The sequence below is a fragment of the Sphingomonas sp. CFBP 13728 genome (assembly GCF_014841895.1).
In the GTDB taxonomy this organism is placed as follows: Bacteria; Pseudomonadota; Alphaproteobacteria; order Sphingomonadales; family Sphingomonadaceae; genus Sphingomonas.
The window spans coordinates 388,815-411,629 of the sequence record NZ_JACYUS010000001.1; the positions used below are offsets into that span (position 1 = coordinate 388,815).

Genomic DNA, 22,815 nt, shown 5'->3' on the forward strand with positions numbered 1-22,815 from the left:
GATTATGTTTTAGAACGAGTATCGTGCGGCGAGTTCGCCGCGGTCGAGCTTGCCGACCTGGCCGTCGACCAGCCGCCGTTCCGCGTGGCGGAACTCGACACCCAGATCGATGGCCTTGATCGGCGAGAAGAACAGGTTGGCGGACGTGCTCCATGCCGACGCACTCGCGCCGATCGGTTCGCCGCCGGTCGGATAATCGATCGACTGGACGCTGCCGATGAAGGTCGAGCGCAGCTTGTCGGTCCAGCCGAGCTTGAGCGCCGCGAAGCCAGCGGTGAGGCTGGGCGTCCGCAACTCCGCGCCCGGCACCGCCGCGAAGACGGCGTCGGGCGCAAGGTTCAGGCCGACATACCGGCCGATCCCGTCGCCGTGCGTGACCATGAAGCGGATATCGGAACGGCCGGACACGTCGAGCGGCACCTTGCCCGCGAACGAAACGCCCCAGCCCGTCGCACTCTCGTTCAGCGGTCCGGTATCGATCGTCAGCTTGCGCACCAGACCCGCCAGCGAGAACTCGCCGAACGCGGTCTTGTAGTTCAGCCGAGCCGCGACGTCGGGCAGGCGATCGTCCGCATTCTCGACGATCGCGGCAGAGGTCAGGCCGGTCGACGCGGTCTCCGGGTTCTCGGCCGCGACCGACACCGTCAGCGTATCGCTCAACTTGCGTGTATACCGCACCTGAGCCTGCCGAACGAACACGCTGCCTTCCGACGGTCCGATGAAGTCGGTCGTCTCGGGCAGCGCGCCGATATACTGGAAGGTCGTCCATTCCTGACCGAACAGCCAGTTGTCATAGGTAAAGAACGCGCGCCGCAGGCCGGGGTTGTAGCCGCTGACGACGCGCTGGTTACCCTGCGATCCCGGCACGACCTGGAAATCGACCTCCAGCAGACCCTTCAGGCTGTGTCCTGCCACCGGCGTGTCCGTCGCCAGCACGATCCGCGTCTGTTTGGCGTGCGATTCCAGGCTGTTGCCCTCGTTGCGACCGCCGACCGGGATCATGCTCGGGAAATAGAAGTCGCGACCGACCGATTCCGGCGCGATGTTGCCGCCGCTGTAGCGACTGACCGATGCCCAGGTCTTGATGAAGCCGTTGAGCTTGACCGTCGTCCCCGCAACCTTGAACCCGTCGGTCGACACTGCGGCGGATGCTTTCGCCTCGGCAAGCGCGGTCGGCGCGGTCGGCCCGACGGGGGCCGTCGGATGCAAGTCGTTCGGCGCGGACGCGACCGCGGTCGGTGCGGCGCTCGACGTCGCCGGAGCAGCGGGTCGTGGCGCGGTCGCAGCCGTCGCCCGCGCAGCGTTCAGCTCGCCGCGCAGGTCCTGCACCGCAGCCTCCAGTGCCTTCAACCGAGTCTCGAGCTCAACCTCGCGCGCCGTCTGCGCTTGCGCCACGCCGGGTACCAGCGCGGTGCCCGCGAGCAGCGCCGTCAAGGCCAGCCGTTTCTTGAACGCCATGAGTGTCATCCCCGTCTCCGCGCTTTTCCACTGGTCTTACGCGTGGAATTAGCGTCGTCATCATGGCGCATTGCGTCCCTCCGTCCACCCCTTACTTTGGTGCGGGATGATCGCCCGAACACGACCGCGTACAGCGCGGCAAAAGGAGAGCCAGATGACCGAGGCAAGCTATCCCGTCCCCGCGGAATGGGCGAAGGACGCCCTGATCGATGCCGCCGCCTATGACCGGATGTATGCCGAGGCCGCGACCGATCCCGACGCGTTCTGGGCGAAGGAGGCCAAGCGCCTCGACTGGATCGTGCCGCCGACCAAGATCAAGGATACGTCGTTCGACGAGAGCGACTTCCACATCCGCTGGTTCGAGGACGGGCAGCTCAACGTCGCCGCCAACTGCGTCGATCGCCACGCCGAGACGCGCCCCGACGCGACCGCGATCCTGTGGGAAGGCGACGATCCCGCCGACGACCGCAAGATCAGCTACGCCGAACTCCGCGACGAGGTGTCGAAGCTCGGCAACGCGCTGAAGGCGAAGGGCGTCAAGAAGGGCGACCGCGTCACGATCTACCTGCCGATGATACCCGAGGCGGCGTTCGCGATGCTCGCCTGCGCGCGGATCGGCGCGATCCATTCGGTGGTGTTCGGCGGCTTCTCCCCCGAGAGCCTGTGCAACCGCATCCACGACTGCGACAGCCGCATCGTCATCACCGCCGACGAAGGCCTGCGGGGCGGCAAGACCGTGCCGTTGAAGGCCAACGTCGATGCCGCACTCGACCACGGCGACCTCGCGGTCGAGACCGTCATCGTCGTCCGCCGCACCGGCGGCAAGGTCACGATGACCGAAGGTCGCGACTGCTGGTATGCGGACTGCGTCGAGGGCCAGTCGACCGACTGCGCACCCGAGCCGATGAACGCCGAGGACCCGCTGTTCATCCTCTATACCAGCGGCTCGACCGGCCAGCCCAAGGGCGTGCTCCACTCGACCGGCGGCTATCTGGTCTGGGCGTCGATGACGCACGAATACGTCTTCAACTACCGCCCTGGCGAGATCTTCTGGTGCGCGGCGGACGTTGGCTGGGTCACCGGCCACACCTATTCGCTGTACGGCGCGCTCGCGAACGGTGCGACGACGGTGATGTTCGAGGGCGTGCCGAACTACCCCGATCACAGCCGCTTCTGGCAGATCGTCGACAAATACCAGGTCAACATCCTTTACACCGCACCGACCGCACTGCGCTCGCTGATGCGCGAGGGCGACGACTGGGTCACGCGCACCAGCCGCAAGTCGCTGCGCCTGCTCGGCTCGGTCGGCGAACCGATCAATCCCGAGGCATGGAACTGGTATCACAACGTCGTTGGCGACGGCCGCTGCCCGATCGTCGACACCTGGTGGCAGACCGAAACCGGCGGCCACATGATCTCGCCGCTGCCCGGCGCAACCGTACTCAAGCCCGGCAGCGCGACCAAACCCCTGTTCGGCGTGATCCCCGAACTGGTCGATGCGGACGGCAAGGTGCTGGAGGGCGCAGTCGAGGGCAATCTCGTCATCGCTGACAGCTGGCCCGGCCAGATGCGGACCGTGTGGAACGACCACGAGCGCTTCTTCCAGACGTATTTCTCGACCTATCCCGGCAAGTATTTCACCGGCGACGGCTGCCGCCGCGACGAGGACGGCTATTACTGGATCACCGGCCGCGTCGACGACGTCATCAACGTCAGCGGCCACCGGATGGGCACCGCCGAAGTCGAGAGCGCGCTCGTCGCCCACTCGAAGGTCGCCGAGGCCGCGGTCGTCGGCATGCCGCACGACGTGAAGGGCCAGGGCATCTACGCCTACGTCACCTTGAACGCGAACGCCGAGCCGAGCGACGATCTGCGCAAGGAGCTGGTGCAGTGGGTCCGCCGCGAGATAGGGCCGATCGCGACCCCCGACATCCTCCAGTTCGCGCCCGCGCTCCCGAAGACGCGCTCGGGGAAGATCATGCGCCGCATCCTGCGCAAGATCGCGGAGAACCAGCTCGACCAGCTCGGTGACACCTCGACGCTCGCCGATCCCGCGGTGGTCGACGCGCTGATCGCCGGCCGCGAGGAGGCCACCGTCGTACCCGCATGACGCGCACGATCCTCATCGCCGACGATCACCCGCTGTTCCGCCAAGCGCTCAAACTGGCGGTCAGCCGTGCCGCGCCCGACGCGGTGGTGATCGAGGCGGGGCAGCTCTGCGAGGCCGTCGACGCGGTGCGCGGGGCGGAGCGTCTCGACCTGATCCTGCTCGACCTGCGCATGCCGGGCTCGGAAGGCTTTGCGGGGGTCGCGCTGCTCCATGCCGAGCGCCCGGACACGCCGATCATGGTGATATCTTCGGCCGACGAGGCAGAGGCGGCGCCGCGTGCACGCGCCTATGGTGCAATCGGCTTCGTCTCCAAGACCGCCGACCTAACCACGTTGGAAAACGCCGTAGCCCGAGCCCTCGCCGGCGAACGCGACGCGCCGATCGAAGGGGCCTCCGTCGATGACATGGCGACACGCGTCGCGAGCCTTACCCCGACCGAACTCAAAGTCCTGCTCGGCGTGCTGGCCGGCCGCCTGAACAAGCAAGTCGCGTTCGACCTAGGCATCTCCGAAGGCACGGTGAAGGGTCACATGACCGCCATCCTCCGGAAACTCGGCGTCCAAAACCGCACGCAAGCGGTCCTCGCGGCGCGGGCGATGGACATCCACTTCGCCGATTAGCCGCCCCCTCTTGCGATCCTCCCCCGCCAGGGGGAGGTGGCAGGCGCATGCCTGACGGAGGGGGAGGAAAGGGAAACGTGCGTTGCGGGTTCCTCCCCCTCCGTCGCCTTCGGCGCCACCTCCCCCTGGCGGGGGAGGATTCAAGGAAGCTCAACTGCCCAGAGCCGCCGCAGCAGACGCATCCTCGATAAACCGCCACAAATCCGCCGGCACCACCGGCTTCGTCAGCACGACAAGCCCAGCACACCGCACATCCTCCACGACCGCGCGGTCCGCCGTCACCAACGCGATCGCCGGCGCCGGCGTCATCGCCCGCAACCGCGCAACCACGTCGAGCCCGTCCTCCGCCTCGTCCAGATGAAAGTCGACCAGCGCGACATCCGGCTCCTCGTCCGCCGCCAGTTCCATCGCCTCGGCGATCGTCGCCGCCAGCAACGGGACGCACCGCCGCGCCCGCAACGCCGCATCGAGCGCCGCTAGGGTCGTCGCGTCGTTGTCGAGACACAGCACCCGCAGCCCCGGCACCAGCGCGCGCGTCGCGGAGGGCGTCGGCAACGCCAAGTCCAACCCGGCAGGCGCAAGCGGAACCCGCACCGCAAACGTAGTCCCCCGCCCCAAGTCCGACCGCAACTCCACCGCCACGCCAAGCAACCGCGCGATCCGCCGGACGATCGCCAACCCCAGCCCAACGCCGCCCCCCGCGCTCCCCTTGCTTTCGAGCCGCTCGAACTCCTCGAAGATCCGCTCACGGTCACCCGCAGCAATGCCCGGCCCGTTGTCGCGCACCTCGATCACCACGTCGTCGCCCCTGCGCCGCGCCCCGATCCAGATCCGCCCATGCGCCGAATAGCGCACCGCATTCGACAGGAAATTCTGCAGGATCGACCGCAGCAACGAGCGATCCGTCGCCACGCTGAACGCCCCCGGATGCGCCGCCAGCACCAGCCCACGCTCCCCCGCCAACGGCCGGAACTGCACCGCCAGCTCCTCGATCAGCGCCCCCAGCGCAAACCGCTCGACCTTCGGCACCACGCCCCCCGCATCGAGCCGCGACACGTCGAGCAGCGCACGCAGCAACGTGTCCGCCGACCCGATCGCGCCATCGATCGCGCGCACCAGTTCCGCCTGATGCGGCGCCCCGTCCTCCGCAAGCGCCGCGCAGAACAGCCGCGCCGCATGCAGCGGCTGCAACAGGTCATGGCTCGCCGCCGCCAGGAACCGCGTCTTGTCGCGCGTCGCGGTCTCGGCGATCGCGCGCGCCTCGCCGAGCATGTGGTTCGAGCGCGCAAGATCCTGCGTCCGTGCCGCCACCCGCGCCTCGAGATCGGCCTGCGCCTCCTTTTCCGCGGTGATGTCGGTGAAACTCTGGACATACCCGCCGCCGGGCATCGGTCGCCCGACCATCTTGATCCACCTCCCCGACGGCCGCTGCCGTTCGAAACTGTGCGGCGTCCCGCGCGCGAGGTGCGCCACCCGCCGACCGACATGCGCCGCGATATCGCCCGCGATGCCCTCGCGCTCGGCATTGTAGCGGATCAGGTCGGCGATCGAGCGCCCGACGACGACATACCCCTCGGGATAGTCGAACATCTCGACATAGCGCGGATTCCACGCGACCAGCCGCAGGTCCGCGTCGATCACGCTGACCCCCGGATCGATCGTCTCCAGCGTCGCCGACAGCAACGTCCGCGAGAACCGCAGCGAGCGCCCGCGCTGGTCGAGCAGCCGCACCACGTCGCTGACGTCGATCGCCGACCCGGCAATGCTCGACGCGACGATCTTGCGTGCCGACGGAGCGCCGATCACGCCCGCAATCAACCGCTCGGCGGTGCGCGCAGCGGGGCCGTCGATCGGCGCGCGCAGATCGGGCGACGCCACGCCGATCGCCTCCGCCTCGCCATCGCCGACGAACCGCGCGACCAGCATCCGCAACTCGCCGAGCGTCGTGACGTGGTCGAGCGCAGCGTTCCCACGGTGCCGCTCGCGCATGTGCAGCCCGGCCATCAGCGCGACGTTGATGCCCAGGCTCCACACTGTGCCATTGACCAGCGGCGAGCCGATCCGCCAGCCGAGCAACGCATCGGGATCGAGCCACCCCCTCGTGACCTGCGCCAACGCCGGCCCGACACCCTCGCCGATCGACGGCAGCAACAGGCAGTAGATCCAGACGATCACGCCCCCGATCAGCCCGGCACGTGCGGCCGTATGGTTGGCGAAATCCCATCCCACCGTCGCGATCAGCGCAGGCGCGAACTGCGCGACGCCGGCGAACGCGATCAGTCCGATCGACGCCAGCGGCAGGTCCGCGCCAAGACTCCGTCCATACAGCAACGCGACCGCGACGATCGCGGCAATGATGACGCGCCGCACGCGCAGCATCCGCCGCCCCAACTCGCCCTCGCCCGCGTCGCCGTGCCGCCGGAGCAGCAGCGGCGCGAGCAGGTCGTTTGTCGCCATCGTCGACAGCGCGATCGTCTCGACCACCACCATCGCCGTCGCCGCGGAAAAACCACCAAGGAACGCGATCAGCGCGACCAGATGCTGCCCCTGCTGCAGCGGCACCGCGAGCACGTAGAGATCGGGCTCGGCATCGGATGGCAACAACGTCATCCCGGCGAGCGCCAGCGGCAACACGAGCAGCGAAATCACCACCATGTAGGCAATGAAAGGGCCGCGCGCCCTGGCGATCGCGTCAGGTCCCCGCGCTTCGATCACGCCGACGTAGAATTGCCGCGGCAGGCACAGGATCGCTAACGCCGACAGCAAAGTCCGCACCCAGAAATCCGACGACAACGCCCCCCAGGTGAAGCCGGACCGAAGCCGCGCCAGTGATGGCGCCAGCGTCTCCGCCGGCACGTCCGCGAGCAGCGCCACCGTCACCACGCCGAGCACGACGAAGCACAGCAGCTTGATCAGCGACTCCGCTGCGATCGCCGCGATCACGCCGGGATTGCGGCCCGCCACCTCATACCGCCGGGCACCGAACAGAATCGCGAACACCGCCAGCAGCAACGCGACGAACGTGCCGACTTCCGCCGAACTCCCCACGCCGGCGATCGCGCCGAAACTCAGCGTCACCGATCGCAACTGAAGCGCGATATACGGCACCGATGCGAGCAACGCCGTGCCCGCGACGATCGCCGCGGTCCCCCGACTGCGGCCGTAGCGAGCGGAGATGAAGTCGGAGATCGAACTCGATCCCTCCTCGCGCGCCAGCCGCACCAGCCGCGCGAGAAACTTCGGCGCGAGCAGGAACACCAGTGCCGGCCCGAGATAGATTGCGAGGTAATCCCACCCGCGCGTCGCCGCGGTGCCGACGCCGCCGAAGAATGTCCAACTGCTGCAATACACCGCCAGCGACAACGGATACGCGATCCGCCCGAGCCTGCGCGACAGGCCACGCCGGTCCACTACCCAGGCGACCGTGAACAGGAAGGCGCCATAGGCCAGGATCGCAACGATGACGCTTGGCCCGACGATGACGATGCTCCGCTTGCAGGATCGGGATTCCCCCTTCAAGCGAGGGGGGAATGGGCTGGTTATCGCGCTATTGCCGCTTTGCCGCGATGTACCGGTTCACCTGCTCGTCCAGCACCGCGAGCGGCAACGCGCCCTGGCTCAGCACCGCCTCGTGGAAGTCGCGGATATCGAAGCGTGGCCCGAGTTCCCGCTCGGCGCGCGCGCGCAGTTCGGCGATCTTGAGTTCGCCCACCATGTAGCTCGTCGCTTGGCCGGGCCAGTTGAAGTACCGGTCGACCTCACGCGCGATATCGGTGTCCGAGACCGAACTGTTGGCCTTGAAATAGGCGATCGCCTGCTCGCGCGTCCACCGCTTCGAGTGGATGCCCGTATCGAGCACGAGGCGGATCGCGCGCCAGACCTGCAACGAGAGCATGCCGAACCGAGCATACGGGTCCTTGTAGACGCCCATCTCGTTGGCAAGCCGCTCCGAATACAGCCCCCACCCCTCCATGTACGCGCCGTAGCCGCCGAACTTGCGGAACTTCGGAATACCGGCCAGCTCCTGCTGGCGCGCGATCTGGAAGTGATGGCCGGGTGCGCCCTCGTGCGCGGCGATCCCCGCGACCTGCACCTTCTGCGTCTGGTTCATGTCGACCAGATTGACGTAATAGATGCCGGGCCGCGATCCGTCGGCCGACGGCGGGTTGTAGAAGGCGGTCGAGGCAGTGCCTTCGCGCCATTTCTCGACCGCGCGCACCTCGAGCGGCGCCTTGGGCAGCGTCCGGAAATAGCGTGGTGCCGCGACCATGACCGAGGCGATCACCGCGCGGGCATCGCCCAGATACTGCTCGCGGCCCTCCGCGGTGTTGGGATATTTGAACTTCGGATCGGTCCGGATGTAGTTGAAGAACGCCTCGAGCGTCCCCTTGAAGCCGACCTCGCGCTTGATCGCCTCCATCTCGAGGCGGATCGACGCGACCTGCTTCAGGCCGAGTTCGTGGATCTGGTCGGCGGTCAGGTCGGTCGTGGTCGAGCTTTTCAACCGATCGGCATAATAGGCCGCACCGTTCGGCAGGCTCCACGCGCCGAAATTGCCCTTAGACTTCGGCTCGATCTCGTCGAGCGCGACGAACAGCGTGTCATAGCCGCGGCGGAACGGCCCGGTGAGCGCGGCACTGCCGTCAGCCAACAGCTTCGCCTTCACATCCGCCGGCGCATCGAGCGCGGCGACCTTCTTGCGGAAATCGGCCCACACGCTCGAGTCAGGCCCAGTGTCGAACGGCGCGCCCTTCAGGACCGCCTGCGCATCCGCGCGCGCCGGGGCGAAGTTCACCTTGTTGGGGATGATGCCCGCGGCCGCCTGCTCGCGCATCGTCGTCGCGACCTCGCGCATGACGCGCTCGGTATCGCGCAGGCGAGCGACATAGGCCTGTGCGTCGGCGACCGTGTCGACCTTGTGATTGTTGATGAGCAGGACCGGGATGTCGCCCGCGGGGCTGCCATTGGTCGATACGGGAAAACGCAGCTTGCGGAACTGCAGCGACTGACGGCCGCGTTCCACCTCGTATTCGAACAGCCGGTAGCTGACGCCGGCGCTCTCGCCCAGTTGCGCCGGCTTGAAGCGCGCGCGCATCGCGACCAGCTGGCGCTCGGCAAGCGCCTCGGCCCGCAGCGCGGCGGCATCGGTATAGTCGTCCAGCCGATCGTTGCTCGTCTTGAGCCCCAGCTGCGTCTGCGATTCCGGGCTCAGAGCGAGCTGCTCGTCATACGCCGTGTCGAGGAACGCGAGCAGCGCGGCATCCTGGACCGCCGTACTCGAGGCTTGCGCAGGAGCGGCCGCGTTCGCCTGAACCAACGGCACGACCGGCAAGAGCATGAGGGCGAGAGCTATACGCATCGAATCTCCAATCGACCGCGCTTGTCGCGCGCGGCGCGGTGCGATGCAATCGCCGATGGCCTTGCCGGCGCATGGTCTTTCGTCGGCCACCGCCTTACGCTGCGCCCATGAACACGGTCCTACGGCGCGCGCGCAACCCGGTGATCCTCCTGGCCATGCTGGCAACGCCGCTGACGGCTGCGTCCGTCGCGCCCACGACTGACATCGCGCGGTGGCAGGCACAGGCGACGCAGGTCACGATCACGCGCGACGACTGGGGCATTCCGCATATCCGAGGCCGATCCGATGCGGATGCGGTGTTCGGTCTGATCTACGCGCAGGCAGAGGATGATTTTCCACGGATCGAGGCCAATTACCTGACCGCGCTGGGCCGTACCGCGGAGGCCGATGGCGAAGAGGCGATCTGGGCGGACCTCCGCCAACGGCTGTTCGTCGACCCGGCCGAACTGAAGGCGCAATACGCCACCAGCCCCGCCTGGTTGCGCACGCTGATGCAGGCGTGGGCCGACGGGCTGAACTATTACCTCGCCACGTATCCGCAGGTCCGACCCAAGGTACTGACCCGCTTCGAACCCTGGATGGCACTGAGCTTCACCGAAGGCAGCATCGGTGGCGATATCGAGCGTATCTCGCTGAGCGACCTGAAGACCTTCTACGGCCAACCGACGCCGCCTACGCCCGAAGAGTTGGGCGTGGTGCCACGCGAACCGTCAGGCTCGAACGGCATCGCGATCGCACCGCGGCTGACGGCGAACGGCCATGCGCTGCTGCTGATCAACCCGCACACCAGCTTCTACTTCCGGTCCGAAGCGCAGATGACCAGCACGGACGGGCTGGACGCGTATGGCGCAAGCACCTGGGGTCAGTTCTTCATCTATCAGGGCTTCAACGCGAAGGCCGGGTGGATGCACACCTCGTCGACCGTCGACAATGTCGATGAATTCGCCGAACGGATCGCGCGGCGCGGCGGGGGCTATGCGTATCGCTACGGCAAGACCAGCCGAGACGTCGCGACGAAGGTGGTGACGGTGCGTTTCCGCAGGGCCGATGGCACGATGGGCGAGCGCAGTTTCACGACGTATCGCACCCACCACGGCCCGATCGTCGCGATCAAGGGCGGGAGGTGGATCGCCACCGCACTCATGTGGAAGCCCGTACCCGCGCTCGAGCAGAGCTATCTGCGCATCAAGGCGACCGATCTCGCCGGTTATATGAAGGTCGCCGCGCTGAAGGCGAACGCGTCGAACGACACGCTGTTCGCCGACAGCAAGGGCGAAATCGCGTTCCTGATGCCGCAGTTCATGCCGGTGCGCGACGACCGCTTCGACTACACCCGGCCGGTCGACGGCAGCGATCCGGCGACCGACTGGCGGGGGCTGCATACCCTCCCCAGCCTGCCGAGCGTGCTCAACCCGCGCACCGGATGGGCGCACAACACCAACGACTGGCCGTGGAGCGCGGCGGGGCCGGACAGCCCGAAGGCGGCGGATTATCCGCGCTACATGGATCAGGTCGGCGGCAACGCGCGCGGCGTCCACGCCGATCTGTTGCTGACCGGCAAGACCGGCTGGACGCCGGAGACACTGCGCGACGCGGCGTTCGATCCGTATCTGCCGGCGTTCGCACGGCTGCTGCCAGGGCTGGTCCATGCGTGGACTACGCTGCCTGCCGGCGATCCGCGCCGCAAGGCGCTGGCGGGGCCGATCGCGCTGTTGCGGGGGTGGGATCACCGCTGGAACTACGACTCCACGGCGACCAGCCTGGCGGTGTTCTGGGGCGACCAGCTGTGGCGCGAAGTCGGCAGCTTCGCGCAGGCCGAGCGCCTCAACGTCCCGGATTACGTCGCCACGCGTGTCGGCCCGGAGGCAAAGCTTGCCGCGTTAAGCGCCGCGGTCGACCGGCTCGGCCGCGACTTCGGCAACTGGCGGACACCGTGGAAGGATATCAACCGCTTCCAGCGTCTCGACGATTCCATCGCACCGCATTTCGACGATTCTCAGCCATCGATCCCGGTGCCGTTCACCTCGGCCCAATGGGGCAGCCTCGCCTCGTTCGGCGCCAAGCCATGGCCGGGAACGAAGCGATATTACGGCACCAGCGGCAATAGCTTCGTCGCGGTGGTCGAATTCGGTCCGCGCGTGAAGGCGGCAGCGGTCATGGCCGGCGGCCAGAGCGGCGACACGCACTCACCGCATTTTGCAGACCAGATCGATCGGTATGCCCAGGGCAAGCTGCGGCCGGTCTATTTCTATCCCGACGAGCTCAAGGGTCATGTGGAGCGCCGCTATAATCCGGGACGCTGAAGACCCGACTACCGTCTCACCGCAGCGAATATCCGCGTCCATGCCTACCGATCTCGATAATCCGTAGGTCGAAGTGATCCAATCGAAGGGTCCACTCGTTAGCGACGCATGACAGTAAAGACAGTACGGGCGCGGTGGGCGTTCGGATCGATGCCGCTCTTGGCCTTTGCGATGACCGGTTTCGCTCATCCGGCCGCCGCGCAGGCGATCGACCCGCCCCCGGCCGGCATATCCGCCGGGCCGATCCAGATCAACAGGCAGGCAGTCACCGACCCAACCGTTCGCTCTATATACGCCAAAGCCGGCTGGCATGGCGTCTGGTCGACTGCGAACGCCGAAGCGTTCGACAGTGTTCTCGCCGATCGCACGCGGCACGGCCTAGATCGCGTAGCGTTCCTGCCGACCTCCAACGAGCAGGCGGCGACGGCGGCAGCGGGCGATATCGCCCGGACGAAGGCTGCGCTCGACTATGCAACCGCGCTGGCCCGCGGGCGAACCGATCCGACGGCGTTGCATCAGGTGTATACGCTGCCCCGTCCGACGGCCGATCTTCCAGCTGGTCTGACGCGCGCACTCGCCAAGGGCGATCTCGCGGCATGGTTCGACGGACTCGCGCCGCAGGATGCCGAATACAAGGCACTGTCCGACGCCTATGTCGCATTCAGCGCCAAGGCGACGGTTGCCGCGCCGGTGCAGGCGATCCCGTCGGGTCTGATCCGTGTCGGCGATCGCGATGCTCGCGTCGCGACCATCGTCGAACAGCTCGTCGAGAGCGGATATCTGCCCGCTCCGACAAAGGCCGTTTCGATGCTTTACACGCCGGAAATCGCCGACGCCTTGAAGGGCCTCCAGACCGATTACGGCATCGCCGCCGACGGCGTGGTCGGTCCCGAAACGCTGAAAGTCCTCAACCTCGGCGCCGGGGACCGCGCGCGGGCGCTGGCGGTGGGGCTCGAACGGCGTCGCTGGCTGTCGCGGACCCCGCCGGCGACGCGGATCGACGTCAATACCGCCGCTGCGCAGCTGCGCTATTACCGCGACGGCACCATGATCGATCAACGCAAGGTGATCGTCGGCGAACCCGGCCGCGAAACGCCGGCCCTGTCCTCGCCGATCTTTCGCCTGGTCGCGAACCCCACCTGGACCGTCCCCAAATCTATCCAGAACGGCGAGATGGCCAACGTCGGTGAGGCCTATCTTGCCGAACACAACATGGTCGTCCGCGACGGCTGGATCGTCCAGCAACCGGGACCGAGCAACGCGCTCGGACTCGTCAAGTTCGACATGGCGAACGATCAGGCGATCTATCTCCACGACACCTCCGCGCCGGCGCTGTTCGAGCGCAGCCAGCGTCACCTGAGCCACGGTTGCGTCCGGGTCGAGGACGCGCTGGGATTTGCGCAGATGCTGGCGCAGGACGAAGGCGTCGCGGAGGCATGGCAGACCGCGCAGGACTCCGGCGAGATGACCTTCGTCCCCCTGCCTCGTCGTATCCCGGTCCGGTTGCTGTATCACAACGTCTACCTCGACGACGGCGGCAAGGTCGCATTCCGCACGGATCCCTATGGCTGGAACGATCCGATCGCCGAACAGCTCGGGTTCGCCAAAGCGTCGGCAAAGCGTGCGGAGGCGCAAGCGATCGATATCGGGCCCTGAGCTACCGGGTCTGAACGCCACGCGAGGCGACTTGCGCGACCGGATAAGAACCGTAGCTGTTCTTTTACGACTGCACGCTACGATCGGCGCATCGACCCGCACGCGAAAGTAAGACTGCATGAAGATCGCTGCCCTGATCCGAGCCTATCATCGCCCGGAACAGCTCGGCCTGTTGCTTGACCGGCTCGATGGTCCGCTGTGGGCACCGTTCGTTCACATCGACCGCAAGTCCGATATCGAGCTGTTCGCGAACTTGCGGAACAAGGCGCCGTTCCTGACCAACCGCGTTCAGGTGAACTGGGGCGGCCTGAGCCAGGTCGAGGGAGTCCTCCGCCTCCTGCGCGCCGCGCTCCGCGATCCGACGATCACGCATTTCTATCACATGAGCGGTCAGTGCTACCCTGTGAAAAGCGATGACCAGATCCGTGAACGGATCGCACGCTTCCCGGTCGGCTCGGCCAACCTGATGGAGCTGACAGCCATGCCCGTCAGCCACAAACCGCTGGAACGCTACACCAGGCGGTGGCTTCACGACGTTCAAAATCCGATCGCATGGCGGATCCTGAGCCGGCTGTTCCCCCGCATGCCGGACAAATCGTTGAGCAAGTTGCGCGGCATCGCCTTGCATGGCGGCGGCGCATGGTGGCTGTTCGAGCGCCAGACGGTGGAAAAGATGCTGCAGTTCCTCGACGAAAACCCGTGGTACTGGCGGCTGTTCAAATATACGGACTGCCCTGACGAGATGCTCCTTCACTCGCTCGTCGCGCCGCTCGGGATCACGATCGGCGGGACGTCGCCGACGGCGGACACGTGGATTCAGGGCAAGGCGCACCCGGAAACCGTGACCGAGTCCATGCACAGGGGCTTCGTCGAGGGGCCAGCACTGTTCGGTCGCAAGTACATCGATTTCCATCCAGCCTTAACCTAGATTTATGCACAAGCGACGCTCCGCGAAACGATCGTAACCGTTTCATTCCATTCATTCATTTTCAACGGCGCGGCCTGTAAGGCCCCACAAGACCTGAAGGATGTGGTTGATGCGGCTGTCGGTATTGCTAAGCGCCTATAACGACGCCCCTTATGTGGAACGCGCCGTGACCAGCGTGCTTCGGCAGACCTACGCCGATTTCGAATTCATCATCATCAATGACGGCTCGACCGATGGCTCGACCGAAATCCTGCGCCGGCTGGCGAACGCCGATCCTCGTATCGTGCTGGTCGAACAGGAGAATCGCGGGCTGGTCGCCAGCCTGAACCGCGGCTTCGCGATGGCCAAGGGCGATCTCGTCGCCCGGATGGACGGCGACGACGAGTGCCTGCCGCACCGGTTTGCGACGCAGCTCGCCTTTTTCGACGCGCATCCCGAGTACGGCGTCGTCGGCTGCCAGCAGTTGAACGTCGACGTCCACGGCCGGACGATCAAGCTGATCGACGATTATCCACGCAATTTCGAGACGTTCCTGGCCGCGATGGAGTTCAAACCGATCATGAGCCATCCGGGCTCGATGATCTCGCGCGCCGCATTCGAGAAGGTCGGTGGATACCGTGCCATGTATCGCCACTGCGAGGATTACGACCTCTGGCTGCGGCTGTCGCAAATCACCAAGTTATGCAGCGTCGATGACGTGCTGCTCCGCTACTGCGTCAACGACGGACAGGTGACGATCCAGCACCTTCTCCACACCGCGGTCGGGGCCACCGTCGCATGGGAAGCCTATCTTCAGTACAGCAAGGGCCGCCCGGATCCGACCTCCGGCCTGGCGGCGTTACCGGACGTCGGTCATCTGGGCGAGCTCGATGCCATTTTCGGCGAGCCCGGCATCGCGCGCAGGGTTCGCGCGCGCGTCGCGCCGAAGCTGCTCTATTCGTTGCCCGCGCTGAAGTCGGGCGGCGTCAAGCTGGTCGGCGAGTATGTCGCGGAGGGCGGCGAGCGTCGGCCTGCGACACGCGCGGTCGGACGGCTGCTCCGCCACGGCCAGTTGCGCGGCGCAGGGCAACTCGCGGCCAGCCTGTGTCGCTCGTATCTCATGCCGAGGGGCTGATCGATGGCGGTGCGTAAAGCCGCGATGTGGTCGGTCAGCGGCCAGTGGCTCGTCTTCGCGTTCAACTTCGCGGTCAGCGTCTACCTGGCGCGCTACCTGCTGCCGCCATCGGCGTTCGGCACGTTCTCGGTCGGGTTCGCAGCGGCAGGCGTTATCTCCAACCTGCAGGATTTCGGGCTCAACCGGTATCTCGTGCGGGCCGAGAAACTGACCGATCAGGTCCTCGACACCTGCACCACCATCACGCTGTGCGTGGGCGCCGCGATCTGTGCCGTGATCGCCGCGTTGAGTATGCCGATGGCATGGTATTATTCCAACACACAGCTTATCCCCATCATGCTGCTGATCGCCGCGGCCTTCTTGCTGTTACCGTTCAACACCGTGCCGATCGCGCTGCTGCAGCGCGCGGTCGACTTCAAGACCTTGGCGTTCATCAACATGGCGGCCGCCGCGGCCAACGCGATCGTGTCCGCCGGTTTCGCCTTGCTCGGCTACGGTCCCGTGTCGCTGGCGCTTGGCTTCTTCGCACAACAGATCGCGCGCGCGACGATGGCGCAGCTGCTCGGTCCGCGGAGGGTGCGCTTCCACCTCAGTTTCGCGGGAGCCAAGCCGATCATCTCGTTCGGCTCGGGGACGACCGTACTCGCGGTCAGCGGCGCGATCGGAACGCGGTCTCCCGACCTCATCATCGGCAACGTCCTCGGCATGCACGCGGTCGGCCTGTTCGGACGCGCGGCCGGCATGGTCGACGGCCTGCGCATGCTCCTCAACGGCGGCCTGGCGGCCGTGTTCTTCAGTCATTTCGCACAGCTGATCCGGACCAGGACGGCGCTGGACCAGCCGTACCGCGACCTTGTCGGCTGCTACACCAGCGTGATGTGGCCCGCGATGCTGCTGCTGTCGTTGCTGTCCGCGCCGATCGTCACGATGATCTACGGCGCAGGTTGGGGCGAGGCCGCGCTGGCGCTGCGCTGGGTGGCGTTGAGCGAGCTGATCTTCTTCGCGCTGCCGCTTCATACCGAGGTGCCGCTGATGTCGGGCCATCTGCGACAGCTGCTGATCCGCAACCTCATGGATACCGCTGCGGCGCTGATCTGTCTCGCGTGCCTCGTCCGGTTCGGACTGGAGGCCGCGGCGATCGCGCGGCTCGTCTATGCCGGCATTTGGTACGTGATCTACATCGGCCTGATCCAGCGCATCGTCGGCTTTTCGGCACGCGCGTTGCTCTCGACCTACGCCAAGAGCGCCACGAGCACACTGGCCGCGTGTCTGCCGTTGCTCCTGCTGGTGCGGGACGGCCAGATCCTGTCGGTGAGGATGGCGATTTCGGCGGTGCTGGGCGCCGCGCTCTGGGTCCTTGCGCTCGCCTTGCTCGATCATCCGACATGGCGCGAAATCCGCCGCGCCGTGAGTGGCCTGCGACTGTCGCTGTCGCGCGAGGCGAGGACCTGATCCGGCGCGACGGTCGAACGCAACTCCCACGCACTCTATCGGCCGACATTGAGTGGCAGGATCGATTTGATTGTCTCCGTGGATACGATTAGCCACACAGCAACAAGCCCATGAGATCGTCTATTCGTCGTGCCCGATAGCCCCGCCGCCCCTCCAGGTGATGACACGCCACCGAGCCATACCGAGCGTGCGCAACGGACCAGTGTCATGTTGATGGCGATGGTCGAGCAGTTCGGCGGGAAGGCCGCGACCAAGCACCGCGTGCGCGATCTTTCGGTCAGCGGCATACGCATCGACAATGCCGTCGGCTTGCGCCCCGGTACCACGATCCTGATCTCGGTCGGTGCGCTTCAAGCCATCGGCGCGACCGTCCAGTGGGTCCGGAACGGGTTCGCAGGCATCGCCTTCGCCGAACTGATCGATCCCGTCGATGCCCACAAGAAGGCCGCGATCGCGCCGACCGTGCCCGCAAAGCCGGTGACGATGGAGACGCCCCGGGTCGTGCCACCGCCGACGGCCGGCTGGATCGAAGAACTGCGAAACCCCTACCGCAAGCTCTGAGCACGTGGCCCGTATCTGCGGGATGACGTTGCCGGCCCCTGCGATACGAGCTCCGCGCCATCCATGCGCCGCAGCGAACACTCGGCTAACCTGAATTAAGAACAAATACTCGACCAAACCGATACGGGCGTTAGGGTATCGACATGACCCCGCAATCCAGAGCTTTCCTCGGCGAGCTAATCTCCGAGGCGGTCGCGATCTGTATCGTGATGACCTTCGGCCTGTCGGTCGCCGCCATGTACACGCTCTACGATCCGAGCCCGTACAAGACCGCGTACTGGGGCGTCTGCATGACCTGGGGCATGGCGGTGTCGATCTCGATCTATGTTACCGGCGCGGTATCGGGAACGCATGCCAATCCCGGCGTGACGCTGGCGCTCGCGCTGTACCGCGGCTTCCCCTGGAAGAAGGTGATCCCCTATTGGTGTGCGCAACTGATCGGTGCGTTCATCGGCGCGGCGATCGTCTATGCGCTGTATTACAACGTGATCGATCACTTCAACGCAACGCAGAACCTGACGCGCTCGGGCGGCGGCGCGGCGGGCGTCTTCTTCACCGCGCCCGGCCTCGCGGTGACGACGATGAAGGGCTTCGTCGACGAGATCATCTTGACCGCGATCCTGGTCTTCGGGATCTTCGCGATCACCGACGAGTTCAACACCATGGCTCCGCAGGCGAATTTCGGGGCGATCGTGATCGGCCTTCTGGTCGCGGTGATCGGCGCCTCGATGGGATATCTGGAAGCCTGGGCAATCAATCCTGCCCGCGATCTCGGCCCGCGCACCTTTGCGTGGCTCATGGGGTGGGACAGATCCGCGTTCCCTGGCGTTGGGGGGTATTGGTGGGCACCGATCGCGGGTCCGTTGATCGGGGCGATCATCGGCGGCGGTCTGCAGCATCTGCTGATCCGGCCGTTCCTGCCGCGCGACAAGCCTGTCGCCGGCCCGCAATAAGTCTAGGAGTGTAAGGCGTGAGCGACACCATCATCCTGGCGATCGACCAGGGCACGACCTCGACGCGGAGCATGACGTTCGGCACCGACGGCGTCCCCCGCCAGACCGTTCGTCGCGAATTCGCCCAGCACTACCCGCAATCGGGCTGGGTCGAGCACGACGCCGAGGACATCTGGCGCGATACCGTCGAGACGCTGAAGGAAGCGGCCGAAGCGGATGGCGGCAAGGTCGCGGCGATCGGCATCACCAACCAGCGCGAGACGGTGGTGGTATGGGACCGCAAGACCGGCAAGCCCGTCCACAACGCGATCGTCTGGCAGGATCGCCGCACGGCCAAGCTCTGCGCGCAGTTGAAGGCGGACGGCAACGAGCCGCTCGTACGCGAGCGGACCGGGCTGATCCTTGATCCGTATTTCTCGGGCACCAAGCTCAAATGGATCCTCGACAACGTCGACGGCGTCCGTGCCCGTGCCGACAAGGGCGACCTCGCATTCGGGACGATCGACAGCTTCCTGCTGTGGCGGCTCACCGGCGGCAAGGTCCACGCGACCGACGCATCCAACGCCTCGCGTACCTTGCTGTTCGACATCCACAAGGGCGCCTGGGACCAGGACATGCTGCGCATGCTCGATATCCCCGAAAGCCTGCTGCCCGAGGTCAAGAACAACAGCACGATCTTTGGTGAGACCACCTCCGACCTGCTCGGCAAGGCGGTGCCCATCGGCGGCATGGCGGGCGACCAGCAGGCTGCCGTAGTCGGCCAGGCGTGTTTCCAGCGCGGCGATGCCAAATCCACCTACGGCACCGGCTGTTTCGTCCTTCTCAACACCGGCAAGGAAGCGGTGACGAGCAAGAACGGCATGCTCACGACGATCGCCTATCAGCTCGACGGCGAGATCACCTATGCGCTCGAAGGGTCGATCTTCGTCGCGGGCGCCGCCGTGAAGTGGCTCCGCGACGGACTGGGCCTGATCAACCGCGCCGCGGATACCGACGACATGGCGACCAAGCTCGATGGCAATGGCGACGTCTTCATGGTGCCTGCGTTCGTCGGCCTCGGCGCGCCGCACTGGGATCCGGACGCGCGCGCCAGCATCACCGGCCTCACCTTCGCTGCGACCGGATCGCACATCGCTCGCGCCGCACTGGAGTCGGTCGCCTACCAGACCGCCGACCTGATGAACGCGATGGTCGCGGACGGTGCGCGCGATGCCCGCCAGATCCGTGTCGATGGCGGCATGGCGGCGAACGACTGGTTCTGCCAGTTCCTTGCCGACATGCTCGACACCGACGTCGTCCGGCCCGCCAACATCGAGACGACGGCTGCGGGCGCGGCGTTCCTCGCCGGCATGGCGGTGGGCATCTGGAACGGCCCCGACGACATTGCCGCCGCGTGGAAGGAAGACCGGACTTTCGCCCCGAGGATGAAGGGCGACGAGCGGACCGCGCTGATGGCTGGCTGGCAGGAAGCCGTCGATCGAACCAGCTCGAGGGCCAAGGCATGACCGTTCCGAACGCAAAGATCGATGTCGACCTGCTCGTCATCGGCGGCGGCGTCAATGGCACCGGGATCGCGCGCGACGCCGCCGGTCGCGGGCTCAGCGTGATGCTGGTCGAGCGCGACGACCTCGCCTCGCACACCTCGTCATCGAGCACCAAGCTGATCCACGGCGGTCTGCGCTACCTCGAATATTACGAGTTCCGACTGGTCCGCGAAGCGCTCGCCGAACGCGAGAAGTTGATCGACGTCGCGCCGAATCTGATCCGACCGATGCGGTTCGTCATGCCGCTCGCCGCCGGGATGCGGCCGGCCTGGCTGATCCGCCTCGGCCTGTTCCTCTACGATCACATCGGCGGTCGCACCCGCCTGCCCAAGTCGATCGGCGTACGGCTCGACAAAACCAAATGGGGCGCGGGCCTGAAGCCGATCCGCCACGGCTTCGTCTATTCGGATGGCTGGGTCGACGATGCGCGCCTGGTGGTGCTGAACGCGCTCGACGCGGCCGAGCGCGGTGCGCAGATCCGCACGCACACCAGCTTCGAAGGCGCCCGACGGGAGAGCGACCATTGGGTTGCGACGCTCGGCGACGGCACCAAGGTTACCGCACGGGCCATCGCCAACACCTCCGGCCCCTGGGTGAGCAAGGTGCTCGCAGAGATGCCCCAAGCAACCGCCGAGCGTCCGCCCCGCCTCGTCAAGGGCAGCCACATCATCGTGACCAAGCTGTTCGAGGGCGAACACGCGTACATCCTCCAGAACCCCGACAAGCGGATCATCTTCGCGATCCCCTATGAGGACGACTTCACGCTGATCGGCACCACCGACAAGCCCTATGAAGGCGATCCGTCGCATCCGACGATCGACCCCGACGAGACCGAATATCTCTGCGACAGCGTCAACCGGTACTTCACCCGACAGATCGGCGCGGGCGATGTCGTCGGCAGCTATTCCGGCGTCCGCCCGCTGTTCGACGACGGCAACGAGAACGCCTCCGAAGTCACTCGCGACTATGTCCTGCGCCTCGGCACCGCCGAAGCGCCGCAGATCCTGTCCGCGTTCGGCGGCAAGATCACGACCTATCGCCGCCTCTCCGAACACGCGCTTGAGGACCTCGCGCCGTTCCTCCCCGCGATGGCCAAACCCTGGACCGCGGGCGTTCCCCTGCCTGGCGGCGATCTGCCCAACAGCGATTTCGCCACGTTCCTGAAGACGGTCCACGCACGCTGGCCATTCCTCGACGCGGCAAACGCGCTTCGTATGGCGCGCGCTTACGGTACGCGGATCGAGCGCGTGCTCGGCGACGCGACGAGCCTCGACGATATCGGACATGGTCTATCCAAGCGCGAGATCGACTATCTGGTCGACGAAGAATGGGCGCTCACCGCGGAAGACATCCTGTGGCGGCGGACCAAGCTCGGTCTACACGGTGGCGAGCCCCTCAAGGCCGCGGTGGAGGCGTATCTTCAGGACCGTACGGGAGGTGGCGAATCGTCGTGAACCGGGACGACCGCCGCGCTAGCTGGCTCGGTCGTCCGCTATAGCCTTCACCGCCTCCGTTCGGTTCGCTTTAGAGACCGAGCGGACGTTTTTCGCGGATATGATCCATCAGCAGCCGCAAAGCAGTTGGAACGTGCCTGCGGCTGGAATAATACAAGTGATAGCCGGGGCCGCTGGTCGCATGTGCTTCGAGCACACGACACAGACTACCATTTTCGAGATGCGCCCTCAGCAGCGGCTCCATCGCGTACATCAGGCCGCCGCCTTCGAGCGCCATCGCGAGCATTGCCTGGCTCTCGTTGACGGTGATCCGTCCGGACACCGGGACCGCAAACTCGCCATCGGGGCCGTCGAACTCCCACCGGTATATCCGATCGTCGCCGAGCCGTATTCCGATACACTGGTGATGCTGGAGTTCGTCGGGGTGTTCCGGCGTGCCTGCGCGATCCAGATAGGCCGGGGATCCGGCGACGATCCAGCATAGATCCGCCGACAGGCGCTGCGCGATCATGTCCTCCGGGACGGTCCCGCCGTGACGGATGCCGGCATCGAAGCCTTCGCTGGTGATGTCGATCATCTGATTGGTCGCGACGACGTCGACCTCGATGTCCGGATAACGTTCCAGGAACGATGGGAGCACCGGGCCGAGCAACAGCGTCGCGGCGTCGGCGGCGACGTTCAGCCTGATCCGACCGGCAGGCGCATCGCGGTACCGATTGAGCCGCTCGACCGCTTCGCCGACGATTTCCAGCGGACGGCCGATCGTTGCCTGAAGCTCCTCACCCGCCGCGGTCAGCGTGACCGCGCGATTGGTACGGTTGAGCAGGCGAACGCCGAGACGCGTCTCCAGCGCTTTCAACGCATGGCTAAGACCCGACGCACTGAGACCGAGTTCGAGCCCCGCCCGACGAAAATTACGGTGACGCGCGATCGCAAGAAAATAGGTCAGCTCCGTCAGATCGGAACGAGGGGCAGGCATCGCGGTACGTCTTTCCTCACACGGTGTCGGTCTCGCACTCTTGTAGAGAGGCGGCCTTTGCTGGCCATCCCCTTTCAAGAATGCGGACAGGCAACCATTCACGACTGCTGCCAGTTCGATCGGTGCTCGAACCCAGACGCCGTACGCCGCTTCCGCGACCAGCGTTCGCGTCCTCGCCTACCCCACCATGAGCGCTGCTCATCGACGCATGTAGCTGGCGTCATCGACAAGATGGGAAACTCTCTCCTTACAATGAGTTATAGTGGATTGGCCGCTCGGTACGAGCGCGGCACGCCATGCATTCGCCAATCGGGCCTTCCGAAC

15 protein-coding genes are annotated in these 22,815 nt (G+C 66.1%); 11 read left to right on the plus strand and 4 right to left on the minus strand.

The window, feature by feature from the left end:
- Positions 1–9: 9 nt before the first annotated feature.
- A complete protein-coding gene (locus IFT67_RS01610; protein ID WP_244647129.1) occupies positions 10–1,467 on the minus strand; it encodes a DcaP family trimeric outer membrane transporter in 1,458 nt (485 codons plus the stop codon).
- Positions 1,468–1,612: 145 nt separating this feature from the next.
- On the opposite strand from IFT67_RS01610, the gene acs reads away from it, so the two are divergent.
- Positions 1,613–3,568, plus strand: a complete 1,956-nt coding sequence (gene acs, locus IFT67_RS01615; RefSeq protein WP_192144792.1) for an acetate--CoA ligase — start codon at positions 1,613–1,615, stop codon at positions 3,566–3,568.
- Complete coding sequence (locus IFT67_RS01620) at positions 3,565–4,188, plus strand: response regulator transcription factor (protein WP_192144793.1); 624 nt, start codon at positions 3,565–3,567, stop codon at positions 4,186–4,188. The genes acs and IFT67_RS01620 overlap by 4 nt, the downstream gene beginning before the upstream one ends.
- Before the next feature lie 150 nt (positions 4,189–4,338).
- Here IFT67_RS01620 and IFT67_RS01625 read toward each other — a convergent pair whose 3' ends face one another.
- Positions 4,339–7,707: a hybrid sensor histidine kinase/response regulator gene (locus IFT67_RS01625; RefSeq protein WP_197982886.1), complete on the minus strand. Its 3,369-nt coding sequence runs from the start codon at positions 7,705–7,707 to the stop codon at positions 4,339–4,341.
- A gap of 28 nt (positions 7,708–7,735) precedes the next feature.
- Positions 7,736–9,547: a DUF885 domain-containing protein gene (locus tag IFT67_RS01630; protein ID WP_192144794.1), complete on the minus strand. Its 1,812-nt coding sequence runs from the start codon at positions 9,545–9,547 to the stop codon at positions 7,736–7,738.
- 107 nt (positions 9,548–9,654) lie between these two features.
- On the opposite strand from IFT67_RS01630, the gene IFT67_RS01635 reads away from it, so the two are divergent.
- From IFT67_RS01635 to glpD, 9 genes are all read left to right on the plus strand, one after another.
- Entirely contained in the window at positions 9,655–11,850 is a 2,196-nt protein-coding gene (locus IFT67_RS01635; RefSeq protein WP_192144795.1) for a penicillin acylase family protein, read from the plus strand.
- Between the two features lie 171 nt (positions 11,851–12,021).
- A complete protein-coding gene (locus IFT67_RS01640) occupies positions 12,022–13,506 on the plus strand; it encodes a L,D-transpeptidase family protein (protein WP_192144796.1) in 1,485 nt (494 codons plus the stop codon).
- 118 nt (positions 13,507–13,624) lie between these two features.
- Entirely contained in the window at positions 13,625–14,434 is an 810-nt protein-coding gene (locus IFT67_RS01645; protein WP_192144797.1) for a beta-1,6-N-acetylglucosaminyltransferase, read from the plus strand.
- A 109-nt stretch (positions 14,435–14,543) separates the two neighbouring features.
- A complete protein-coding gene (locus IFT67_RS01650; RefSeq protein ID WP_192144798.1) occupies positions 14,544–15,548 on the plus strand; it encodes a glycosyltransferase family 2 protein in 1,005 nt (334 codons plus the stop codon).
- Between the two features lie 3 nt (positions 15,549–15,551).
- Positions 15,552–17,000: an oligosaccharide flippase family protein gene (locus tag IFT67_RS01655; RefSeq protein WP_192144799.1), complete on the plus strand. Its 1,449-nt coding sequence runs from the start codon at positions 15,552–15,554 to the stop codon at positions 16,998–17,000.
- 207 nt (positions 17,001–17,207) lie between these two features.
- Positions 17,208–17,561 carry a hypothetical protein gene (locus IFT67_RS01660; RefSeq protein WP_192144800.1) on the plus strand — a complete coding sequence of 118 codons (354 nt, stop codon included), beginning with the start codon at positions 17,208–17,210 and terminating at the stop codon, positions 17,559–17,561.
- Positions 17,562–17,704: 143 nt separating this feature from the next.
- Positions 17,705–18,514 carry an MIP/aquaporin family protein gene (locus tag IFT67_RS01665; RefSeq protein WP_192144801.1) on the plus strand — a complete coding sequence of 270 codons (810 nt, stop codon included), beginning with the start codon at positions 17,705–17,707 and terminating at the stop codon, positions 18,512–18,514.
- Positions 18,515–18,531: 17 nt separating this feature from the next.
- Positions 18,532–20,019, plus strand: a complete 1,488-nt coding sequence (gene glpK, locus IFT67_RS01670; protein WP_192144802.1) for a glycerol kinase GlpK — start codon at positions 18,532–18,534, stop codon at positions 20,017–20,019.
- On the plus strand, positions 20,016–21,512 hold the full coding sequence (gene glpD / locus IFT67_RS01675) for a glycerol-3-phosphate dehydrogenase (RefSeq protein WP_192144803.1): 1,497 nt from the start codon (positions 20,016–20,018) through the stop codon (positions 21,510–21,512). The genes glpK and glpD overlap by 4 nt, the downstream gene beginning before the upstream one ends.
- Positions 21,513–21,582: 70 nt before the next feature.
- Here glpD and IFT67_RS01680 read toward each other — a convergent pair whose 3' ends face one another.
- Complete coding sequence (locus IFT67_RS01680) at positions 21,583–22,491, minus strand: LysR family transcriptional regulator (RefSeq protein ID WP_192144804.1); 909 nt, start codon at positions 22,489–22,491, stop codon at positions 21,583–21,585.
- Between the last annotated feature and the right edge of the window lie 324 nt (positions 22,492–22,815).

What these genes read in the sequence shown, in the direction of transcription:
- IFT67_RS01620 (WP_192144793.1), top strand. Translation starts at nt 3,565, where the DNA reads ATGACGCGCACGATCCTCATCGCCGACGATCACCCGCTGTTCCGCCAA.
- IFT67_RS01635 (WP_192144795.1), top strand. Translation starts at nt 9,655, where the DNA reads ATGAACACGGTCCTACGGCGCGCGCGCAACCCGGTGATCCTCCTGGCC.
- IFT67_RS01640 (WP_192144796.1), top strand. Translation starts at nt 12,022, where the DNA reads ATGACCGGTTTCGCTCATCCGGCCGCCGCGCAGGCGATCGACCCGCCC.
- glpD (WP_192144803.1), top strand. Translation starts at nt 20,016, where the DNA reads ATGACCGTTCCGAACGCAAAGATCGATGTCGACCTGCTCGTCATCGGC.
- IFT67_RS01630 (WP_192144794.1), bottom strand. Translation starts at nt 9,547, where the DNA reads ATGCGTATAGCTCTCGCCCTCATGCTCTTGCCGGTCGTGCCGTTGGTT.
- IFT67_RS01660 (WP_192144800.1), top strand. Translation starts at nt 17,208, where the DNA reads ATGTTGATGGCGATGGTCGAGCAGTTCGGCGGGAAGGCCGCGACCAAG.
- IFT67_RS01610 (WP_244647129.1), bottom strand. Translation starts at nt 1,467, where the DNA reads ATGACACTCATGGCGTTCAAGAAACGGCTGGCCTTGACGGCGCTGCTC.
- IFT67_RS01645 (WP_192144797.1), top strand. Translation starts at nt 13,625, where the DNA reads ATGAAGATCGCTGCCCTGATCCGAGCCTATCATCGCCCGGAACAGCTC.
- IFT67_RS01680 (WP_192144804.1), bottom strand. Translation starts at nt 22,491, where the DNA reads ATGCCTGCCCCTCGTTCCGATCTGACGGAGCTGACCTATTTTCTTGCG.
- IFT67_RS01665 (WP_192144801.1), top strand. Translation starts at nt 17,705, where the DNA reads ATGACCCCGCAATCCAGAGCTTTCCTCGGCGAGCTAATCTCCGAGGCG.
- IFT67_RS01650 (WP_192144798.1), top strand. Translation starts at nt 14,544, where the DNA reads ATGCGGCTGTCGGTATTGCTAAGCGCCTATAACGACGCCCCTTATGTG.
- acs (WP_192144792.1), top strand. Translation starts at nt 1,613, where the DNA reads ATGACCGAGGCAAGCTATCCCGTCCCCGCGGAATGGGCGAAGGACGCC.
- IFT67_RS01655 (WP_192144799.1), top strand. Translation starts at nt 15,552, where the DNA reads ATGGCGGTGCGTAAAGCCGCGATGTGGTCGGTCAGCGGCCAGTGGCTC.